Source organism: Amycolatopsis taiwanensis DSM 45107, from assembly GCF_000519205.1.
Taxonomy (GTDB): Bacteria; Actinomycetota; Actinomycetes; order Mycobacteriales; family Pseudonocardiaceae; genus Amycolatopsis_E; species Amycolatopsis_E taiwanensis.
Window position 1 is genome coordinate 36,150 of the sequence record NZ_JAFB01000015.1, and the last position, 17,205, is coordinate 53,354.

A 17,205-nucleotide genomic window follows, 5' to 3' on the forward strand; every position below is an offset into this window, starting at 1 on the left:
CCAACTGGTGTCATGGCAGGCGAGTCCACAATGGTCACTTCGGCAGACCCCGGGCCGGATCGCGCGGACGTGGTGTCCGGCTCGGAATGAAGAAGGCCGGCGCGGTCCCGAGCAGAGCAACGCCGCTGATGATGGCGAGGGTGGCGACAAGGCCATCGGGTCCGGTGTGGAGAAGCCAGGTGACGATGGCGAGTCCGATGGCCGTTCCGATTTGGAGTGCGCTGGACGCGGTCGCTGATGCGACGCCACTGTGCTCGGCGGGGACGCCGGTGGTGGCCGCGGTGAACATCGCAGGGAACACCAGGCCCATACCGAGTCCGGCCAGCAGCACGCCAGGAGCGATCGCTACGACGCTGGCGGTCCCGGAAGCGGTCATGAGACCAGTTCCGACTGCCCCACCGATCAATCCGCTGATCAGGACCGTACGGAGTCCGAAGCGCAGCAGGAGTTGCTCGCCCGCGATGTTGCCGAGAGTGATCGCGCCGGTCGGTAGCAGGAAGGCCAGTCCGGTCTCCAACGCGGTCAGCCCGAGACCGGTGCGTAGGTGAATCGTGAGGACGTACGGGATGGACTGCAGGCTGATTCCGAAGATGGCGATCAGCACCAGGGCAGCGCGCAACGGCCGATGCGCCAGCAGGGACGGGGGCAACAAGGGGTCCCGGGTCTTGGTCTCGGTGCGGACGAACAGCAGCGCCAGCAGGAGCGCGCCCGCCGCGCCGGCCAGCAGCCACGTCCGGGAGGTGGCGGGCTCGGAAGCGCTGGTGATCGTCAGCACCAGCAGTGTGGCCGCAGCCGTACCGGTGCATGCCCCCATAAGATCGAACCCACTGCTACGAGTCCGGGATGGGTCCCGGGAGAACACCGCAAGCCCACCCGCGAAGGCGATTACGGCCAGCGGCACGTTGACGGCGAACACAGCGCGCCAGCTCATCTCGGTCAAAATCCCACCGGCAAGTGCGCCCACGCTCAAGCCGCTGGCGCCGGATGCCGCCCAGATCGTCATGGCCCGGCTTCGCGGCCGTCCCTCCGGGAATGTCGAGGCGACGAGGGCGAGCGTGGCGGGGAACAAGGCAGCGGCGCCGAGTCCTTGCAGTGCTCGGGAGCCGAGGAGGATCGCAGGCCCGGGGGCGAAGGCACCGGTGAGTGACCCAGCGAGGAACAGAAGCATGCCGAACAGGAAGACCCGGCGCCTGCCGATCAGATCGCTGAGCCGCCCGAACAGCAGGAGGAACCCCCCGAAAGCCAGGGCGTACGCGGTAACCACCCATTGCACCTGCCCGCCGGTGAAGGCCAGCTCACGTTGGACATCGGGCAGGGCCACGTAAACGATCGTGAAGTCGAGACCGGTGATCAGTGAGGACAGGCCGAGCAGACCCATCCCGATCCTGGCTCGCCAGGATGACTGCGGCATCAGCAGGGCTCCGGAGAGAGTTAGTAAACAATTGGTGACTATCACCAACTGTACACTTTCGACATGGCCAAGAACCGTCGCATCGATCGAGCGGAGCGCGAGCCCGATCTGGGCATGCTCGCGGCCAGGCTGCTGTGGCCGATCGAGGAAGAACTCTTCGCCCGGCTGGCGGAGTGCGGCCACGAGCAGGTACGACCCCGCCACGGGGCGCTACTGGCGTACCTGGACGAAATCGGAACCAGGCCGACCGAACTGGCCCGGATAACCGGCCAGCACAAACAGGTCGTCGGTCGTGTCCTGGACGAGTTGGAGGACCTCGGGTACGCCAGACGCGAACCCGACCCCACCGATCGCCGCAGCAAGCTCGTTGTCCTGACCGAACGTGGACGCGACGAGCAGGTGCAGGCCGACCGCATCCTCGCCGACATCGAGGCCCGCCACGAAGCCAGGATCGGCACAGGGCGGTATCGCCACTTCCGTACCCTGCTACAGGAACTTGTCCAGCCGACGCGGAATACTCACGGCCCGTAGCACGCGGCCCCGTTCCCGGGACTCGACCGCGTCAGCGACAACCAGGTGTTGCTTCGCCGATCGAACTGTGGGTAGCCGGGCGCCGTCAACGGCCGGTGGCGCTCCGGTCGTCGGCCCGCCAGAGTTCGTCGGCCGGCATCGGCTTGCCGAAGTAGTAGCCCTGGGCCTGGTCGCAGCCCAGATCCCGGAGCAGCTTCAGTTGCGTTTCGTTCTCCACGCCTTCGGCGACCACGGTCAGGTCCACCGCATGCGCCATCGCGATGATGCTGTTGACGATCGCGGCGGCATCGGCGGACGTGCCCAGCCCGGTGACGAACGACCGGTCGATCTTGAGCGTGTCCAGGGTGAGGCGCTGCAACTGGGCCAGCGACGAGTAGCCCGTGCCGAAGTCGTCGATCGCCAGCCGCACGCCGAGCCCGCGCAGCGCGTCCAGCACCTCGCCGGCCGCGTTCGAATCCCGCATCAACGCGCTCTCGGTGATCTCCAGACACAGCGCCTTCGCCGGGAGCCCGGTCCTGGCCAGCGCGTCCTTCACCGCCGGCACGAACTCCGGATCGTCCAGCTGGCGGGTCGACAGATTGATCTTGAGTTCCACGTCGATCCCGGCGGCCCGGCGGGCGGCCAGTTCGCGGGTGGTCTCCTCCAGCACGTAGCTGCCCAGCAGGTTGATCAGGTCGCTTTCCTCGGCCAGCGGGATGAACTCGGTCGGCGAGACCGGCCCGTTCACCGGATGCGTCCAGCGCAGCAGGCCCTCGACGGCCACCATCCGGCCCGAACGCAGGTCGACCACCGGCTGGTAGGCGGCCCACAGCTTGCCCCGGCGCACCGCGTCGCGCAGGTCCTGTTCCAGGCCCAGCCGCCGCTGCACCCGCTCCCGCAGTTCCACGTCGAAGAATTCGAAGCGGCCCCGGCCGAGCGTCTTCGCCTGGTACATGGCGACATCGGCGTCCCGGACCAGGTCGTCCGCGGTGCGCGGGTCGCCGGGGCCGGCGAGCACGATGCCGATGCTGGCGTCCACGTGCAGCCGCCGGCCGTCGATCGAGATCGGCCTGGTCAGGGACTCGCGCAGGTGCTCGGTGAGGCTCCGGATCCACGCGCGGTCGGGCACGTCGAAGGCGAGCACGACGAACTCGTCGCCACCGAGGCGGCCCACGAGATCCGACGAGCGGACGGCCCGCCGCAGCCGTTCGCCCGCGATGCGCAGCACCCGGTCCCCGACGGTGTGGCCGAGGGAGTCGTTGATCAGCTTGAACTTGTCGAGGTCGATGAACAGCACCGCGACTTTGGCCTGGCCGAGCGAGGCGGTGAGGCGGTCGAGCACGAGGGTGCGGTTGGCCAGTTCGGTGAGCGGGTCGTGGGTGGCGTCGTGCTTGAGGCGTTCCCCGATCGCCCGGCGCTCGGTGATGTCGCTGAAGGACACCACGAACGAGGTGGTCGCGAAGTCCTCCGGCCGCATCGCCCGGCAGGAGAGCGAAATCCACGCCGTTCGCCCGTCGCGCCGCGCGACCCGCAGCACGCGGCCCAGCTGCGCCACGCCGGTGCGGCGGACCTGCGCCGACGGGAACTGCTCCCGCCGGAGCCGGTTGCCCTGCTCGTCGTAGACCAGCCACTGTTCGGGGGAGGAACTCTTCATCGCGGACTCGGAAACCCCGAGGATCCGCTCGGCCGCCGGGTTGGCCGACAGCACCGTCTCGCCCGGGCCGATCACCAGCACGCCCTCGTCCAGGGCGGCGACGACCGTGCTGTACTGGCGTTCGGCCCGCCGGCGTGCGGTTTCGTCGGCGCAGACGAGCACGTGCCCGTCGTTCATCTCCGCCACCGACACCCGGACCTCCAGGACCGAGCCGCTGGCCGCCCGGTGCGTGGTCTCGAGCACGCCGCCGGCGTGGAACACTTCGGCCGGGTCGAGCGGGGCACCGACCAGTTCGCCGACCTTCTGCCCCTGCGCGGCGGCGGCCGGCCACCCGTAGATCGCCTCGGCCGCGGGATTCCAGCTGGTCACCCGGCCCTCGGCGTCGGTGGCGATGATCGCGTCGCTGACGTGCTCGACCAGTGCCGCCTGGAAACGCAGCGTGGACTCGGCCGCCTTCTGCGCGCTGAGATCCCGCAGGATCACCTGGTAGGCGCGCCGGCCTTCCCAGGTCGTGCGCACCGAGACGATCTCCATCGGCGCCTTCCTGCCGCCGGCGAAGGACAGCACCGCCTCGGTGCGTTTGCTGGCCCCCGGCTCGGTCAGCGAGGCCATGCGCTTGGGCATCTCCGGGATCGACTCGTCGGCCACGAAGTCGGTGATCGGCCGGCCCAGCAGGTCGGCGCTGGTGGTGCCACCGGCGAAGCGCACCAGCGTCGGATTGGCATAGACCAGCACGCCGCCGGAGTGCACGGCGATCAGGTCGGGACTGAGCTCGACGAGGAGCCGATACCGATCGGCGAGATCGGCGAGCTCGCGTCGCTCGTCGTGTCGATCGGTCACGTCGGTGGCTATCCCCAGCAAGCCACTCTCGGTGGTCCTGGCCCGGAACCGGATCCACCGGGGCGGGCCCGATGGCGTCTCGTACGACTGTTCCAGATCGAGGTCCTGCCACAGTCCGGTGGTGTGCGCGGCGACCGCGAGTGGTTCGGTCAACCTCGCCAGCACGGCCCGGATGGTTTCGGGTTCCTCCGCCGGCACACCCAGCAGTTCCGCCATCCCGTTGTGCCAGCTGAGCCGGCCGGCCGCGAGGTCAAGCGACCAGACGACGGCGTGGTCAGCGGACAGCGCCAGGTCGATCACCTGCTCATGGTCGACCGGCGACGGGGGGTTGGCCCTTGCCTCCATGGTTTAGTCCGATCCGCCGAAGGCTTCGCTACCGTGATTAGACCATGTGGAGGCATCCTTGTAGAGCAAATGCACCCAAATCGGCCGCACTATCCTGACTTTTGGTACATACCGCGCAGCGCTACTTGACTGGAACCCGGCAGAGCGGCCTGGGGCTGACCCCAGCGAGCAGGGTTTGCCGTTTTTGTCGTGGACGCCGACTTGTTGATCTAGACTCCGGGCTCGTTCAGCCGAGTACGGGGATGGATGGTGCAGGAACTTCGGGCGGACGACCCCAGGCGGGTCGGGGACTACACGTTGCTGCACCGCCTGGGCCAGGGCGGCATGGGGTCGGTGTATCTGGGCCGCACTCGAGCCGGGCGCCCGGTCGCGGTGAAGGTCGCCCGCGCCGAGTTGGTGGCCGAACCCGATTTCCGGGAACGGTTTCGTCGCGAGATCGGCATGGCCCGCCAGGTCGGTGGGTTCTGGACCGGCGCGGTGGTCGACGCCGACCCGGAGGCCGAGCGGCCCTGGCTGGCCACGGAATACATTTCCGGTCCCAGCCTGCAACAGGCGGTGGTCGAAGCCGGCGCCTTGGCCGAGCCCGCCGCATTGCGGCTGGCGGCCGGACTTGCCGAGGCATTGGCCGCCCTCCACAAGACCGGACTGGTGCACCGCGACCTCAAGCCGTCCAACGTGCTGCTCGACCGCGACGGCCCCCGCGTGATCGACTTCGGGATCGCGCACGCGGTTCAGGCCACGGCACTGACCTCCCCGGGCGATTTCTTCGGCACACCCGGGTTTCTCTCTCCCGAGCAGATCAGCGGCGCCCAGGTGGGGCCGGCCAGCGACATATTCGCTCTCGGTGCCGTACTGGTTTTCGCCACCATCGCCACCGGTCCCTTCGGGGAAGGGGACGTGGCGACCCTGCTATATCGCACAGTGCATAGCGAGCCCGACCTCAGCGGTGTTCCCGACGCTGCACGCAAGATCGCCGCGATGTGCCTGCAGCGTGATCCCCGGCGTCGACCCAGCCCCCAGGAACTGCTCGACCATCTCACCGGTCACGGCTCCTCGACATCCGCCCGGTGGCTGCCCCAGCCGGTGCACACGCTCATCGACCAACACCAGACGGCCTTGCGCACCGCACTGGACGTGCCGACGGTAGCCGACGGCCAACTCGGCCGGACTCACGACGAGCAAACTGCACCCGCAACCAAACCGGCTTCCCAGGAGGCGGCGCGGTTCCGAACTTCGCGGACCCACACGCTGCTGTGGGCATGTGTGACCACTCTCGTCGCGTTCACGATCAGTGGCGGGGGCTATCTCCTGTTTCCCTTCGGATTCCCCACCGGAGGCATCTACACCTTCACACCACTCATGATCATCGCGGCACTGCTGTTCGGCGCGGCCGCGCGTCCGCGACACACCCTCGATGTCGCCGCCGATGGCCTCAGATTCTCCCGTGGCCGACACAGCGGGTTTTCATCCTGGTCGACGATCGCGCGAACCCGCGTAAACGGCGGCGCACGGGCAAGTGTCGTCGTCTGGCTGACCCCGGGAACCGCCCAGCCGCACCCGAGCAGGTACCGGCCCTACCACGGCGGGCTTCGCATCTACCCGATCCGCGGCTCGTTCCGGCGCCGCCGCAGAGAAGCGCGTGAACTTCGTGCGGCCCTGGCCTGGTACAGCCCACATACCTACGACTCCTCTCCCTGACAAACGCGAGGAGCCCCTTTTTCCTCTGCGGAGGAAGGAAGTTCGTTCGCGCGATTCATGCTGTGCTCCCGCGGTCCGGGTGAGATCGGAGCATGATCACTGAAGGCGGACGGGAGTTCAGTTCTCTTGGGAGCCCGTCGCGGCAGGGATGGGCGCGTTGGGTGAGCCCGGTAGCGGCGTGCGTGGTGAGGAGGTGCTCGCGGTCTCCAAACGCAACGGGACATCGGGGAGCTGGCTCACCCTGGAGTCCTCGGGCCTGGACCCCACCGTGCTGCTGGTCAGCTGGATCGGCATGATTGCGTTTGGCGTGTACGGAGTCACGCTGGCCGTCGCCACTCGCTCGTACTGGCTCCGGACGCGCCCGGCCGATCAGGAGTGACACCCCGGGCCAGTCGGTTCCCGCCATACCGCGCAATGGGAACGGTCTTGCTTTCCCCCGGCGGCCTCGTCCAGGATCGAAACATGACTCCGCGTACGGCACCACCATTCCGCGCCGACCACGTGGGCAGCCTGCTCCGTCCGCCCGCGTTGCACGAGGCTCGAGAGTCGTTCACCAAGGGCGCGATCAGCGCCGAAGAACTGCGCGCGGTCGAGGACGACGCGATCCGCGGCGCCGTCGAGATGCAGCGCTCGGCCGGGCTGAAGTCGGCCACCGACGGCGAATTCCGCCGCTCGGCCTGGCACATGGACTTCATCTACCAGTTGCACGGCATCGAAAAGAGCGACGAGAGGCTGCACGTCAAATTCCACAACGCCGCCGGTGATATCGAGTTCAGCCCGTCCGGGCTGAAGGTCGTCGACAAGGTCGGGCTCGACCGCGTCATCTTCGGCGAGCACTTCGGCTTCCTGAAGTCCATTGTGGAACCTTCGGTCACGCCGAAACAGACCATCCCCTCGCCCAGCATGGTCTATTACCGTGGCGGCCGGGCGGCGGTGGACGAGACGGTGTACCCGGATCTGGAGGAGTTCTACGACGACCTCGCCAAGGCCTACGCCCGGCAGGTCGCCGGACTGGCCGAGGCCGGCTGCACCTACCTCCAGCTCGACGACACCAGCCTGGCGTACCTGAACGACCCGGAACAGCGGGCACTCGTGGCGCGCATGGGCGGGGACCCGGACAAGCAGCACCTGCGCAACATCAAGACGATGAACGCGGCGCTCGCGGGCAAGCCCGCCGGGCTGACCGTCACCACGCACCTGTGCCGCGGGAACTTCCGGTCCTCCTGGGTGGCCGAGGGCGGGTACGACTTCGTCGCGGACGCGCTGTTCAACGAGCTCGACGTGGACGGTTACTTCCTGGAGTTCGACGACGAGCGGTCCGGCGGGTTCGAGCCGCTTCGGTTCGTGCCCAAGGGAAAGTACGTCGTGCTCGGCCTGGTCACCACCAAGCGCGGGGAGTTGGAGAGTGTCGACTCGCTGCGGCAGCGGATCGACGCGGCGTCGAAGTTCGTGGACATCGAACAGCTCTGCCTGTCGCCGCAGTGCGGGTTTTCCTCGACGGAGGAAGGAAACGACCTCACCGAAGCCGAGCAGAAGGCCAAGCTGGAGCGCATCGTCGAGACCGCCGCGCTGGTCTGGGGCTGATCGTCCCCGGCTGCCGGTGCGACATTTGCCGCGTCCGGCACCGGCACGAACTTGCCGACAGATCACCGGATACCCCGTAACCTGGGCGTATGCGGCACACTTCGGCGCAGGCGCCATCGGTGGTGGACCGGGTGCTGGACGTGCTGGGAGCGTTCACTCCGGAGCGGTCGGCGTTGAGCCTGTCCGAGCTGAGCCGGCGCACCCGGCTGCCGCTGTCCACCACGCACCGGATCGTCGGCGAACTTGCCCGGCGCGGTGCGCTCGAACGCCAGGAGGACGGGCGGTACCGGGTCGGTCTGTGGCTGTGGGAGATCGCCTCGCTTTCGCCGCGCGGGGTGGGCCTGCGCGAGAACGCGATGCCGTTCCTGGAAGACCTCTACGAGGCGACCCACGAGAACGTCCAGCTCGCCGTGCTCGATGCGCCCGATGTCGTCTACGTGGAACTGATTTCCGGCCGGAACGCGGTGAACGTGATATCCCGGGTCGGTGGGCGCTTGGCCGCGCATGCGACCGGCGTCGGCCTCGTGCTGCTCGCCAACGCACCCGTGGACGTGCAGGAACACGTCCTGTCCCAGCCGCTGAAGGCGTACACGCCGAAGACCGTCACTTCGCCTCAGCAGCTTCGGCGGGTGCTGGCCGACGTGCGGCGGGACGGGTTCGTGATCAGCGACCGGCAGATCGAAATGGTGTCGCTGTCGGTGGCGGCGCCCGTGTACGGCCCCGGTGACGACGTGGTCGCTGCGATCTCCATCGTGGTGCCCGCCGATGGCACCGACCCGCGCACGCTGGTGCCCGCGGTCCGCGCGGCGGCCAGGGGAATTTCACGCTCGCTCGGCGCGTACCAGTCGGGCTGAACTTCCGGTGAGTGGAAGGGTCCGTGTCGCATCGGAGGCCAGGGCCGCATGCTGAGGGCCGGACAGACGATTCGTTTGGAGGCTTTGACGGTGGCGCGCACGCAGGTCGGGATCATCGGTGCTGGACCGGCGGGTCTGTTGTTGTCGTACCTGCTCCACTCCGAAGGCATCGAGGCCGTCGTGCTCGAAACACGCAGTCGCGAATATGTGGAGCGGCGGGTGCGCGCGGGCGTGTGCGAGCACCCGACCACCCAGTTGCTGCGGGAGATCGGTGTCGGCGCCCGGATGGACGCCGAAGGACTGCCGCACCACGGGCTCTCCCTCCGGTTCGACGGCGAGGACCACCGCATCGCACTGACCGAACTGACCGGGAAGGCGATCACCGTCTACGGCCAGCAGGAGATCGTCAAGGACCTGATCGCCGCGCACGAGGCGAAGGGCTGGCCGGTCGAGTTCGAGGTCTCCGGGGTCCGGCCCCACGGCCTGGACACCGAGCACCCGTGGATCGCCTACCGCGACGAGGACGGTGCCACGCGCCGGCTCGACTGTGACGTGATCGCCGGATGCGACGGCTTCCACGGCGTCAGCCGCCCCGCCATCCCGGCCGGCGAAGTCAGGTTCTTCGACCGGGAATACCCGTTCGCCTGGCTCGGGGTACTCGCGCGAACCCCGCCCTCGCACGAGGAGCTGATCTACACCCATCACGAGCGCGGATTCGCGCTGCACAGCATGCGCTCGCCGGAGATCACCCGGCTGTACCTGCAGGTTCCGCACGACGAAAAGATCGAGGGCTGGTCCGACGACCGGATCTGGTCGGAGCTGTCGCTGCGCCTGGAGACCAGCAACCAGGACTTCTCGCTGCGGGAGGGCCCGATCCTGGACAAGGGCATCACCCCGATGCGCAGCTTCGTCGCCGAGCCGATGTCGTACGGGCGGCTCTTCCTGGCCGGCGACGCCGCGCACATCGTCCCGCCGACCGGCGCCAAGGGCATGAACCTGGCCGTCGCCGATGTCCGGATGCTCTCCCGGGCGCTGGTGGAACTGTTGCGGCACAAGCGAAGCGAGCTTGCCGAGTCCTATTCGGACATCTGTCTGCGGCGGGTGTGGCGGGCCGAGCACTTCTCCTGGTACATGACGTCGATGCTGCACGTCGACCCGGGCGCCGACGAGTTCGGGCGCCGGCTCCAGCTTTCCCAACTCCGGTACACCGCGTCTTCCCGCGCGGCCGCCACGAGCCTCGCCGAGAACTACGTGGGCCTCCCCTTCGCCTGACCGCCACATGCTCACTCACATGCTCACTGCGCTAGGTGAGCATGTGAGTGAGCATGTGGGGTGAGATGGTTTGCTTGACGAAGAGTTGACGGACATTGTCGGTGTGCCCGACAAGACGGTCGCCAGATGGCTCAAGGCCCTCCGAGCTGAGGGCTCGGTCGAGCTTCTCGGCGATGCCGCTCGCAGCCGCAACGTCCGCTACCGGCGAACGGCCAAACTCATGTTGGACGAAGAGACCTGATCGCCGTGTAGGTCCGGGCCTCCCACTTCGCGCATGTCCGCGGCCGACCTGATGGCGGCGAAGGGCTTGCCGGTCGAGTCTGAGGTCTCCGGGGTTCGGCCGCCTTGCCTGGACACCGGGCACTTCCGCGTGCCCTCGTGGAACTCTTGCGACACAAGCGAATCGACCGGATCGTCCCATGTCGCCGCCACGAGCCTCGCCGAGAACCACGTTGGCCTCCCCTTCGCCCGAGCCATCATCCGCTTTGGCTCAAGCAGCACAATTTTAGACTTGACTTATATAAGTCAAGCCCGGCATTATGGCCGCCGTGCACGCGTTCGACGTACTCGGCGATCCGGTCCGGCGCCGGATCCTGGAACTGCTCGCGGACAGCGAGTTGACCTCCGGCGCGGTAACCGCCGTCATCCGCGAGGAGTTCGGGATCTCTCAGCCGGCGGTGTCCCAGCACCTCAAGGTCCTTCGCGACGCGAATTTCGCGACGGTACGGCCGGACGGGGCGCGCCGCCTCTACGCGGTGAACCCCGAGCCGCTGCGGGACGTGGACGCGTGGCTTGACCGGTTCCGTCGATTCTGGACCCCGCATCTGCTGGCGCTGGAGACGGAACTGGCCCGCGGCAAGCGCGAGCGGCGTCGCCGTAACCCCGAAGATTGATCCGATCCGAGGAGATCATCATGTTCAACGTCACTCACCAGGTCAGCGCCGTCCAGCGGCGGATCGGCAAGCGTGTGCTCGAAGCCGGCGAAGCCAGGGTCCTGACCATCGGCCAGACCTACGACTCCACTGTGGACGACGTGTGGGACGCCTGCACCAATCTCGAGCGCATTCCCCGGTGGCTCATGCCGATTTCGGGCGACCTGCGCCTCGGCGGCCGCTACCAACTGGAGGGAAATGCCGGTGGGACGATCGAAAGCTGTGACCCGCCGAAGAGGTTCTCCGCTACCTGGGAGTTCGGCGGGGAGGTCAGCTGGATCGAGGTGCGGCTGAGCGCCACGCCGGACGACCGTACCCGGTTGGAGTTGGAACACGTCGCACACGTCGACGACCAGCGGTGGGCGGAGTTCGGGCCCGGCGCCGTCGGCATCGGCTGGGACATGATGCTGCTCGGGCTGGCCACGCACCTGGAGTCCGGACGCGGCATTGACCCGGCGGAAAGCGCGGCGTGGAGCCAATCCGGGGATGGCAAGCGGTTCATGGCGCTCAGCAGCGAACAATGGTGCCAGGCGAGCATCGAAGCCGGGACCGACGAGGCCGAAGCACGGGCCGCTGCCGCCCGGATCCACGCCATGTACACCGGTGCCACTCCTGACGCATCAGCCGAACGGCCTTCGGGTGGGGAGTGATCTCTCAGCGCATCAGCAAAAGCGAGGCGCGCCCGCGCGCACTGGTCAACGCAGCCCGTGGTGGATGAGGTGCAGGGCCCGGTCGGCGACTTCGTTCGGGTCCGCGCCGTGTTCGACGGCGGTCATGGCTGCTTGGAGAAGGCCGCCGACGAGTTGGGCCGTCAGCAGCGGGGCAGTCGGGTTGCGTTCGGCGATCGCTGCCTGCAGGGGCGCGTAGTGCAGGTGGTGGAGTTCGTGGACCCGGTCGCGGCATTCCTGGGGCAGTTCGGCGCGCATGAGGGCGGCAGCGGGGCGGTGGAGGCCCTGGGCCGCCAGCCGCAGTTCCGCTCTGACAAAGGCGTCGATGCGTTCCGCCGGGCCTTCGATGCCGCGCAGGGCCTGGTCGAGGGCGGTGTTGGCGGCGGTGAAGGTGTCCTCGACGATGGCCGCCAGGATGGCAGCGCCGGAGGGGAAGTACTGGTAGAAGCTGGAACGGGCCAGGCCTGCTCGGGCGCCGACCGCCGCCGGGGTGACGGCGGCGGCGCCCTGCTCGACCAGGACGTCAACGGCTGCCTGGATCAACGCGGCGCGTTGCTGGGCGCGGTGCTCGGCCACGGTGGCGGCGTTGATCTTGGGCATGGCGTGGGTGCGCCCTTCGAGGTTCGGGTCAGGTCAGTCGGCCATCCCTCAGGAACAGGACGTGGTCGGCCGCGTCCAGTATCTCGGTGTCGTGGGTGACCATGACAGTGGCCGTCTTCTGGGCGCGGGTCTGCTCGGCGAGCAGGTCGACGATGTCGCGGGCCCGGGCGCGGTCGAGCGCGGAGGTCGGTTCGTCCACGAGGAGGATCTCGGGGGCGAGGAGGAGGGCCCGGGCCAGTCCGACGCGCTGACGCTCGCCTCCCGACAGCTGGTGGGGGCGCCGGTCGGCGCGGGCGCTCATGCCGACCGCCTCCAGCAGGTCGTCGGCGCGTCGGCGGGCGGAGTTGTCCAGTCGGCCTGCGATGTGGGCAGGCAGGAGGAGCTGTTCGCGGGCGGTGAGGGAGGCGAGCAGGTTGGCGTGCTGGAAGACGTAGCCGATGTGATTGCGTCGGTGGGCGGTGCGCTGGTGTTCCTTGAGGGTGGTCAGGTCGACGCCGGCGACGTGGACGCTTCCTTCGGTGGGGCTCTGTAGTCCGCCGGCGACGGCGAGAAGGCTGGACTTGCCCGAGCCGGACGGGCCGGTGACGGCGAGGAACTCGCCGGGTGCGACGGCCAGGTCGACCCGGTCGACCGCGGTGACCTGCTGGGTCTCGTCTCCCAGGCGCAGGGTGACCCCGGTCAGGCGCAGGGCGGCGGGAAGTGTCGTGCTGCCGGCGTTGGGGGACGTGGCGGGAGTGGTGGGGATCATCGGTTGGCTCCGAGGGCGGTGAGGGCCTGCACCTTGGTGATGCGGCGGACCGCGACGGTGGCGCCGGCCAGGCCGAGGACGATCAGCAGGGCCGCGGCCATGGTCACCTGGCCGGTTTCGAGGGAGAAGGGTGCGGATCCGTTCATGGCTCCGCCGAGCGCGAGTCCGACGGCGGTGCCGGCGGCGGTAGCCGCGAGCAGGACGGCGGCGACCTGGGTCAGCGCGTCGCGCAGGATGTAGCCGGTGCCGGCGCCAATGGCCTTGAGCAGGGCGATCTCCTGACGGCGCTGGATGGTCCACACCGTGAAGAACGAGCCCACGACCAGGGCGGAAATGGCATAGAGGAAGCCGCGAATCAAGGTCATGGTGCTGGACTCGGCGGTATAGCCCGGGGATGCCGCGTAGGTGCCGGTCTTGTCGACGCTCTGCGTGCCGAGCCGGTGGTCGATCGCGGCCGGGTCGGCGCCGGGTGCGAGCTGCACGGCGACGGCGGTCGCCTGGTCGGCGGCTGCGGCGGGCACAGGCCCGGGAAGGCCGTAGTGCAGTTGCTGCCACAGCGGAAGCGGCACGTAGACCACGCCGACGTGGCCGAACGAGGCGTGGCCGATCGTGCCGACCACGGTCAGCGCGGTGCCCGCCTGCCCGGCGGTGAGCCGGTCGCCGATCTTCACGCCCTCCTTGGCGATGTCCTCGCTGACCAGGACGCCGTTCGGGTCGGCCGACAGGGGCTTGCCCGACACCGGTACGGGGGCCAGAAATCCGCTGGGTTCGACCCCGAACACGGCCAGGTTCAGCTGCTTGCCGTCCGAACCGGCCAGCTGCGCGTGGACGAGCTGCTGGCCGAACGGCTCAGCCTTACGCACACCGGGCTGGGACGCCCAGGCCTGCCAGGTGGTCTTCGTGACGGTGGAGCGGGAGAACAGTTCGCCGGCGGCGGACTTGTCGAAGGCCAAATGCGTCACCGGGAGAGCGCGCAGGCCGGAGATGCCGGAGTCGGCCAGCCCGCTGGCCAGCCCGGACAGGATGACACCGAGCACGGCGATCATCGCGACCACCGCGCCGATGAGTGCGAAGCGCCCGCGGGCGAACCGCAGGTCGCGTACAGCAAGAAACATGGGATGGATCCGTCCGGTTCTCAGGCGCCGACGGCGGCGACGGTCTCGAACATCTCGACGCCGCCGGCCATGCCCTGGGTGGAGGAGCTGTGGGCGGCGTGGAAGGACTGTGACCGGGTCCACTCCGTGAACGCGTCACGGGTGGTGAAGTCCATCAGCGCCACATACGCGCCCCCTCCTGCGCGGGACGCAGCAGCCGCGCGCCGACCAGGCCGGCCACCCCGGGCAGTGTCTCGCGCATGCTCGCCGCGAAACGCTCCTCGAACGCAGGCCCATCAGCCAGGGGAACCGAAATGCGGTTCATCACCGTATACATCGCTTGCACACCAATCTCCTCCGACAGGAGGGGGAGCCGGAGTCGACACGAAAGATGCCGACACGGGTGTCAGCATCCTAACCCATGTTTCCGACACAGGTGTCAGCAACATTCTGATTCCACTTGCTCGCGAGGCGGGCGCGAAACATCCGAGTGGGCATGTGGCTTGATCGTCAACCTCAAGTTGACGGAAGGAGATCGTCAACCTATGGTTGACGTATGACGAATCCAGTTCGACTCGACGACCTGATCGAGTCCGTGAAGAACCAGAACCCGGGGTCCGGGCCCCTCCAGCAACTGTCCGACGCCGTGCTCGTCGCCGACCAGGTCGGCGAGGTGGCCGACCACCTGATCGGTCATTTCGTGGATCAGGCGCGGCGCTCGGGCGCCTCGTGGACCGAGATCGGTACGAGCATGGGGGTCTCCAAGCAGGCCGCCCAGAAACGCTTCGTACCCAAGGAATTCTTCGTCTCATCGCAGGGCACTGACTTCAGTCGCTTCACCCTGCGCGCGAAGAACGTGCTCGAACACGCGGAGCGGTCCGCGCGCGGTGTGGCGAACGATCAGATCGACCCGGTGCACTTGCTGCTCGGGCTGCTGAGCGAGCCGCTGGGGCTGGCCGCCAAGGCGATCGAGAAGTTCGCGGGGCCGTTGGCGGAGGTGGGCAAGCGGGTCGCGGCCATTCTGCCGCCGGGCGTCGAGACGATGCCCGAACGCATTCCGTTCAGCCCCGCCGGCCGCAAGGCTCTCGAACTGACGGTTCGAGAAGCCTTGCGGCTGGGCCACAACTACATCGGCACCGAGCACATCCTGCTCGGCCTGCTGGAGCAGCACGAAGGACCCGCCTTCGATCTGCTGACCGACCTTGGCGTCACCAAGGCCGCGGTCGAGGCCGAGATCCTCGCCGTCCTGTCGACCATCAAGTAGTCACGCGATCGACTCGGGACGGCCCTCGGCGGCCCAGGCGGTGTGGAACGAGCCCTCCCGGTCGACCCGGCGATAGGTGTGGGCGCCGAAGAAGTCGCGCTGGCCCTGCACCAACGCGGCGGGCAGGCGGTCGGCGCGCAGGCCGTCGTAGTAGGCGAGCGCGGTCGAAAAGCCCGGCGTCGGAATGCCAAGGCGGGTCGCGGTGGCGACCACCGCCCGCCAGGAGTCCTGCGCGTCCTCGACGGCCTTGCGGAACTCGCCTGCGTTGAGCAGCGTCGGCAGCCCCGGCTCGGCGGCGTAGGCCGCGCGGATGTCATCGAGGAACTTCGCGCGGATGATGCAGCCGCCGCGCCAGATCGAGGCGAGCGCGCCGAGGTCGATACCCCAGTCGTACTCGGTGTCGCCTGCCTGGATCAGGTTGAACCCCTGTGCGTAGGCGACGATCTTCGACGCGTACAGCGCCCGTTCCACGTCGTCGGCGAAGGTCTCCGCCGCCGCCCCGGAAAGCGGCGTCCGCGCGGGACCCGGCAGCCCGCGGCTCGCGGCGCGCAGATCCGCGTGGCCGGACAGTGAGCGTGCGAACACCGCCTCGGCAATGCCGCTGATCGGCACGCCGAGATCCAGGCCGATCTGGACGGTCCAGCGGCCGGTGCCCTTCTGCTCCGCCTGATCGGTCACGATGTCCACGAACGGCTTGCCGGTCGCGGGATCGGTGTGCGCGAGCACCTCCGCGGTGATCTCGATCAGGTAGGAATCGAGCCGCCCGGTGTTCCAGGTGCGGAAGATCTCCGCGATCTGCGCCGGCTCGTAGCCGAGCGCACCGCGCAACAGGTCGAAAGACTCGGCGATCAACTGCATGTCCGAGTACTCGATGCCGTTGTGGACCATCTTCACGAAGTGACCGGCGCCGTCCGGGCCGACATGCGTGCAGCACGGCGCACCGTTCACTTTGGCCGAGATGTCCTCGAACAGCGGCCCGAGTGACTCATAGGACTCCGTCGAGCCGCCGGGCATGATGCTCGGCCCGTGCAGCGCGCCCTCCTCACCGCCGGACACCCCGGTGCCGACGAAGTGCAAACCCTGTTCCCGCAACGCGGCTTCGCGCCGGCGGGTGTCCGCGAAGTGCGCGTTGCCCGCGTCGACGATCACGTCGCCTTTCTCCAGCAGCGGCGCGAATTCGTCGATGACCGCGTCGGTCGGCGCACCCGCCTTGACCATGATCACCACCTGGCGCGGACGCTCCAGCGAGTTCACGAACTCCTTGGCCGAGTACGCCGGGATGAAGTCGCCCTCGTCGCCGAACTGCTCCACGAGGTCGCGGGTCCGCTGCGGGGAGCGGTTGTGCAGCGCCACGGTGTGCCCGTGACGGGCCAGGTTCCGGGCCAGATTCCGGCCCATGACCGCCAGCCCGGTGACGCCGATGCTCGCCTTCTTGCTCATAGGTATTCGCTCCTTCGCGAGTTTGCGCGCGACCGCGATCGTGTCGACAGGGCGCTCCATCCGAGAACACGTCACGTCCTCGACGGGGGCGCCCCGCCGCCCCGATAGCGGGGCCTTCGGGACGCGCGCGTGGTGGTCACCCTGACTGCCGCGGTCCGACCAAGAGCCCCGCCCATAGGTGCGAGACGCATCGGTCAGCCTATCTCTCCCATCGAACTCCGGTTGGATGTGCGATGCCGACTGGCGAAGGACCCGGTTTCCTGACATCCTTCCCCCGGTTACCATGTCCAT

18 protein-coding genes are annotated in these 17,205 nt (G+C 68.4%); 10 read left to right on the forward strand and 8 right to left on the reverse strand.

Annotated elements, in window-relative coordinates; translation table 11 throughout:
* Positions 1 to 34: 34 nt before the first annotated feature.
* Positions 35 to 1,411, reverse strand: coding sequence for an MFS transporter (locus A3CU_RS44720; protein WP_084143251.1), 1,377 nt, complete (start codon positions 1,409 to 1,411; stop codon positions 35 to 37).
* A gap of 63 nt (positions 1,412 to 1,474) precedes the next feature.
* Between A3CU_RS44720 and A3CU_RS0113595 the strand changes: the two genes are divergently transcribed.
* Complete coding sequence (locus A3CU_RS0113595; protein ID WP_027942751.1) at positions 1,475 to 1,942, forward strand: MarR family winged helix-turn-helix transcriptional regulator; 468 nt, start codon at positions 1,475 to 1,477, stop codon at positions 1,940 to 1,942.
* Positions 1,943 to 2,027: 85 nt separating this feature from the next.
* On the opposite strand, the gene A3CU_RS0113600 is transcribed toward A3CU_RS0113595, so the two are convergent.
* A complete protein-coding gene (locus A3CU_RS0113600; protein WP_027942752.1) occupies positions 2,028 to 4,760 on the reverse strand; it encodes a sensor domain-containing protein in 2,733 nt (910 codons plus the stop codon).
* A 246-nt stretch (positions 4,761 to 5,006) separates the two neighbouring features.
* Here A3CU_RS0113600 and A3CU_RS0113605 point away from each other — a divergent pair, with 246 nt between their 5' ends.
* The 8 genes from A3CU_RS0113605 to A3CU_RS0113640 all read left to right on the forward strand — a co-directional run bounded on the left by A3CU_RS0113605 (position 5,007) and on the right by A3CU_RS0113640 (position 11,750).
* Positions 5,007 to 6,458, forward strand: a complete 1,452-nt coding sequence (locus A3CU_RS0113605) for a serine/threonine-protein kinase (RefSeq protein ID WP_052371707.1) — start codon at positions 5,007 to 5,009, stop codon at positions 6,456 to 6,458.
* A gap of 157 nt (positions 6,459 to 6,615) precedes the next feature.
* Positions 6,616 to 6,837, forward strand: coding sequence for a hypothetical protein (locus tag A3CU_RS0113610; RefSeq protein WP_211246418.1), 222 nt, complete (start codon positions 6,616 to 6,618; stop codon positions 6,835 to 6,837).
* An 83-nt stretch (positions 6,838 to 6,920) separates the two neighbouring features.
* Entirely contained in the window at positions 6,921 to 8,042 is a 1,122-nt protein-coding gene (locus A3CU_RS0113615) for a 5-methyltetrahydropteroyltriglutamate--homocysteine S-methyltransferase (RefSeq protein WP_027942755.1), read from the forward strand.
* An 89-nt stretch (positions 8,043 to 8,131) separates the two neighbouring features.
* On the forward strand, positions 8,132 to 8,896 hold the full coding sequence (locus tag A3CU_RS0113620) for an IclR family transcriptional regulator (RefSeq protein ID WP_027942756.1): 765 nt from the start codon (positions 8,132 to 8,134) through the stop codon (positions 8,894 to 8,896).
* A 90-nt stretch (positions 8,897 to 8,986) separates the two neighbouring features.
* Positions 8,987 to 10,168, forward strand: coding sequence for a 4-hydroxybenzoate 3-monooxygenase (locus tag A3CU_RS0113625; protein ID WP_027942757.1), 1,182 nt, complete (start codon positions 8,987 to 8,989; stop codon positions 10,166 to 10,168).
* A gap of 103 nt (positions 10,169 to 10,271) precedes the next feature.
* A complete protein-coding gene (locus A3CU_RS52385; protein ID WP_156960362.1) occupies positions 10,272 to 10,409 on the forward strand; it encodes a hypothetical protein in 138 nt (45 codons plus the stop codon).
* A gap of 307 nt (positions 10,410 to 10,716) precedes the next feature.
* Positions 10,717 to 11,061: an ArsR/SmtB family transcription factor gene (locus tag A3CU_RS0113635; protein ID WP_027942758.1), complete on the forward strand. Its 345-nt coding sequence runs from the start codon at positions 10,717 to 10,719 to the stop codon at positions 11,059 to 11,061.
* Positions 11,062 to 11,081: 20 nt separating this feature from the next.
* On the forward strand, positions 11,082 to 11,750 hold the full coding sequence (locus A3CU_RS0113640; protein WP_027942759.1) for an SRPBCC family protein: 669 nt from the start codon (positions 11,082 to 11,084) through the stop codon (positions 11,748 to 11,750).
* A 45-nt stretch (positions 11,751 to 11,795) separates the two neighbouring features.
* Here A3CU_RS0113640 and A3CU_RS0113645 read toward each other — a convergent pair whose 3' ends face one another.
* Genes A3CU_RS0113645 through A3CU_RS52395 form a run of 5 tightly spaced genes read right to left on the reverse strand, consistent with a single transcriptional unit; the run spans position 11,796 to position 14,556 of the window.
* Complete coding sequence (locus A3CU_RS0113645; RefSeq protein ID WP_027942760.1) at positions 11,796 to 12,368, reverse strand: TetR/AcrR family transcriptional regulator; 573 nt, start codon at positions 12,366 to 12,368, stop codon at positions 11,796 to 11,798.
* Positions 12,369 to 12,396: 28 nt separating this feature from the next.
* Positions 12,397 to 13,116 (reverse strand): ABC transporter ATP-binding protein, encoded by a 720-nt coding sequence (locus A3CU_RS0113650; protein ID WP_027942761.1) that lies wholly within the window; start codon positions 13,114 to 13,116, stop codon positions 12,397 to 12,399.
* Positions 13,113 to 14,231: an ABC transporter permease gene (locus A3CU_RS0113655; protein WP_027942762.1), complete on the reverse strand. Its 1,119-nt coding sequence runs from the start codon at positions 14,229 to 14,231 to the stop codon at positions 13,113 to 13,115. The genes A3CU_RS0113650 and A3CU_RS0113655 overlap by 4 nt, the downstream gene beginning before the upstream one ends.
* Positions 14,232 to 14,251: 20 nt before the next feature.
* Complete coding sequence (locus A3CU_RS52390) at positions 14,252 to 14,395, reverse strand: hypothetical protein (RefSeq protein ID WP_156960363.1); 144 nt, start codon at positions 14,393 to 14,395, stop codon at positions 14,252 to 14,254.
* The gene (locus A3CU_RS52395) at positions 14,386 to 14,556 is read right to left on the reverse strand and encodes an antibiotic biosynthesis monooxygenase family protein (RefSeq protein WP_156960364.1); all 171 of its coding nucleotides are present in this window, start codon (positions 14,554 to 14,556) and stop codon (positions 14,386 to 14,388) included. The genes A3CU_RS52390 and A3CU_RS52395 overlap by 10 nt, the downstream gene beginning before the upstream one ends.
* A gap of 210 nt (positions 14,557 to 14,766) precedes the next feature.
* On the opposite strand from A3CU_RS52395, the gene A3CU_RS0113665 reads away from it, so the two are divergent.
* The gene (locus A3CU_RS0113665; protein WP_027942763.1) at positions 14,767 to 15,474 is read left to right on the forward strand and encodes a Clp protease N-terminal domain-containing protein; all 708 of its coding nucleotides are present in this window, start codon (positions 14,767 to 14,769) and stop codon (positions 15,472 to 15,474) included.
* On the opposite strand, the gene gndA is transcribed toward A3CU_RS0113665, so the two are convergent.
* Positions 15,475 to 16,914, reverse strand: a complete 1,440-nt coding sequence (gndA, locus tag A3CU_RS0113670; RefSeq protein ID WP_027942764.1) for an NADP-dependent phosphogluconate dehydrogenase — start codon at positions 16,912 to 16,914, stop codon at positions 15,475 to 15,477.
* Positions 16,915 to 17,205: the final 291 nt, after the last annotated feature.

What these genes read in the sequence shown, in the direction of transcription:
- A3CU_RS44720 (WP_084143251.1), bottom strand. Translation starts at nt 1,411, where the DNA reads ATGCCGCAGTCATCCTGGCGAGCCAGGATCGGGATGGGTCTGCTCGGC.
- A3CU_RS0113595 (WP_027942751.1), top strand. Translation starts at nt 1,475, where the DNA reads ATGGCCAAGAACCGTCGCATCGATCGAGCGGAGCGCGAGCCCGATCTG.
- A3CU_RS0113600 (WP_027942752.1), bottom strand. Translation starts at nt 4,760, where the DNA reads ATGGAGGCAAGGGCCAACCCCCCGTCGCCGGTCGACCATGAGCAGGTG.
- A3CU_RS0113605 (WP_052371707.1), top strand. Translation starts at nt 5,007, where the DNA reads ATGGTGCAGGAACTTCGGGCGGACGACCCCAGGCGGGTCGGGGACTAC.
- A3CU_RS0113615 (WP_027942755.1), top strand. Translation starts at nt 6,921, where the DNA reads ATGACTCCGCGTACGGCACCACCATTCCGCGCCGACCACGTGGGCAGC.
- A3CU_RS0113620 (WP_027942756.1), top strand. Translation starts at nt 8,132, where the DNA reads ATGCGGCACACTTCGGCGCAGGCGCCATCGGTGGTGGACCGGGTGCTG.
- A3CU_RS0113640 (WP_027942759.1), top strand. Translation starts at nt 11,082, where the DNA reads ATGTTCAACGTCACTCACCAGGTCAGCGCCGTCCAGCGGCGGATCGGC.
- A3CU_RS0113645 (WP_027942760.1), bottom strand. Translation starts at nt 12,368, where the DNA reads ATGCCCAAGATCAACGCCGCCACCGTGGCCGAGCACCGCGCCCAGCAA.
- A3CU_RS0113650 (WP_027942761.1), bottom strand. Translation starts at nt 13,116, where the DNA reads ATGATCCCCACCACTCCCGCCACGTCCCCCAACGCCGGCAGCACGACA.
- A3CU_RS0113655 (WP_027942762.1), bottom strand. Translation starts at nt 14,231, where the DNA reads ATGTTTCTTGCTGTACGCGACCTGCGGTTCGCCCGCGGGCGCTTCGCA.
- A3CU_RS0113665 (WP_027942763.1), top strand. Translation starts at nt 14,767, where the DNA reads ATGACGAATCCAGTTCGACTCGACGACCTGATCGAGTCCGTGAAGAAC.
- gndA (WP_027942764.1), bottom strand. Translation starts at nt 16,914, where the DNA reads ATGAGCAAGAAGGCGAGCATCGGCGTCACCGGGCTGGCGGTCATGGGC.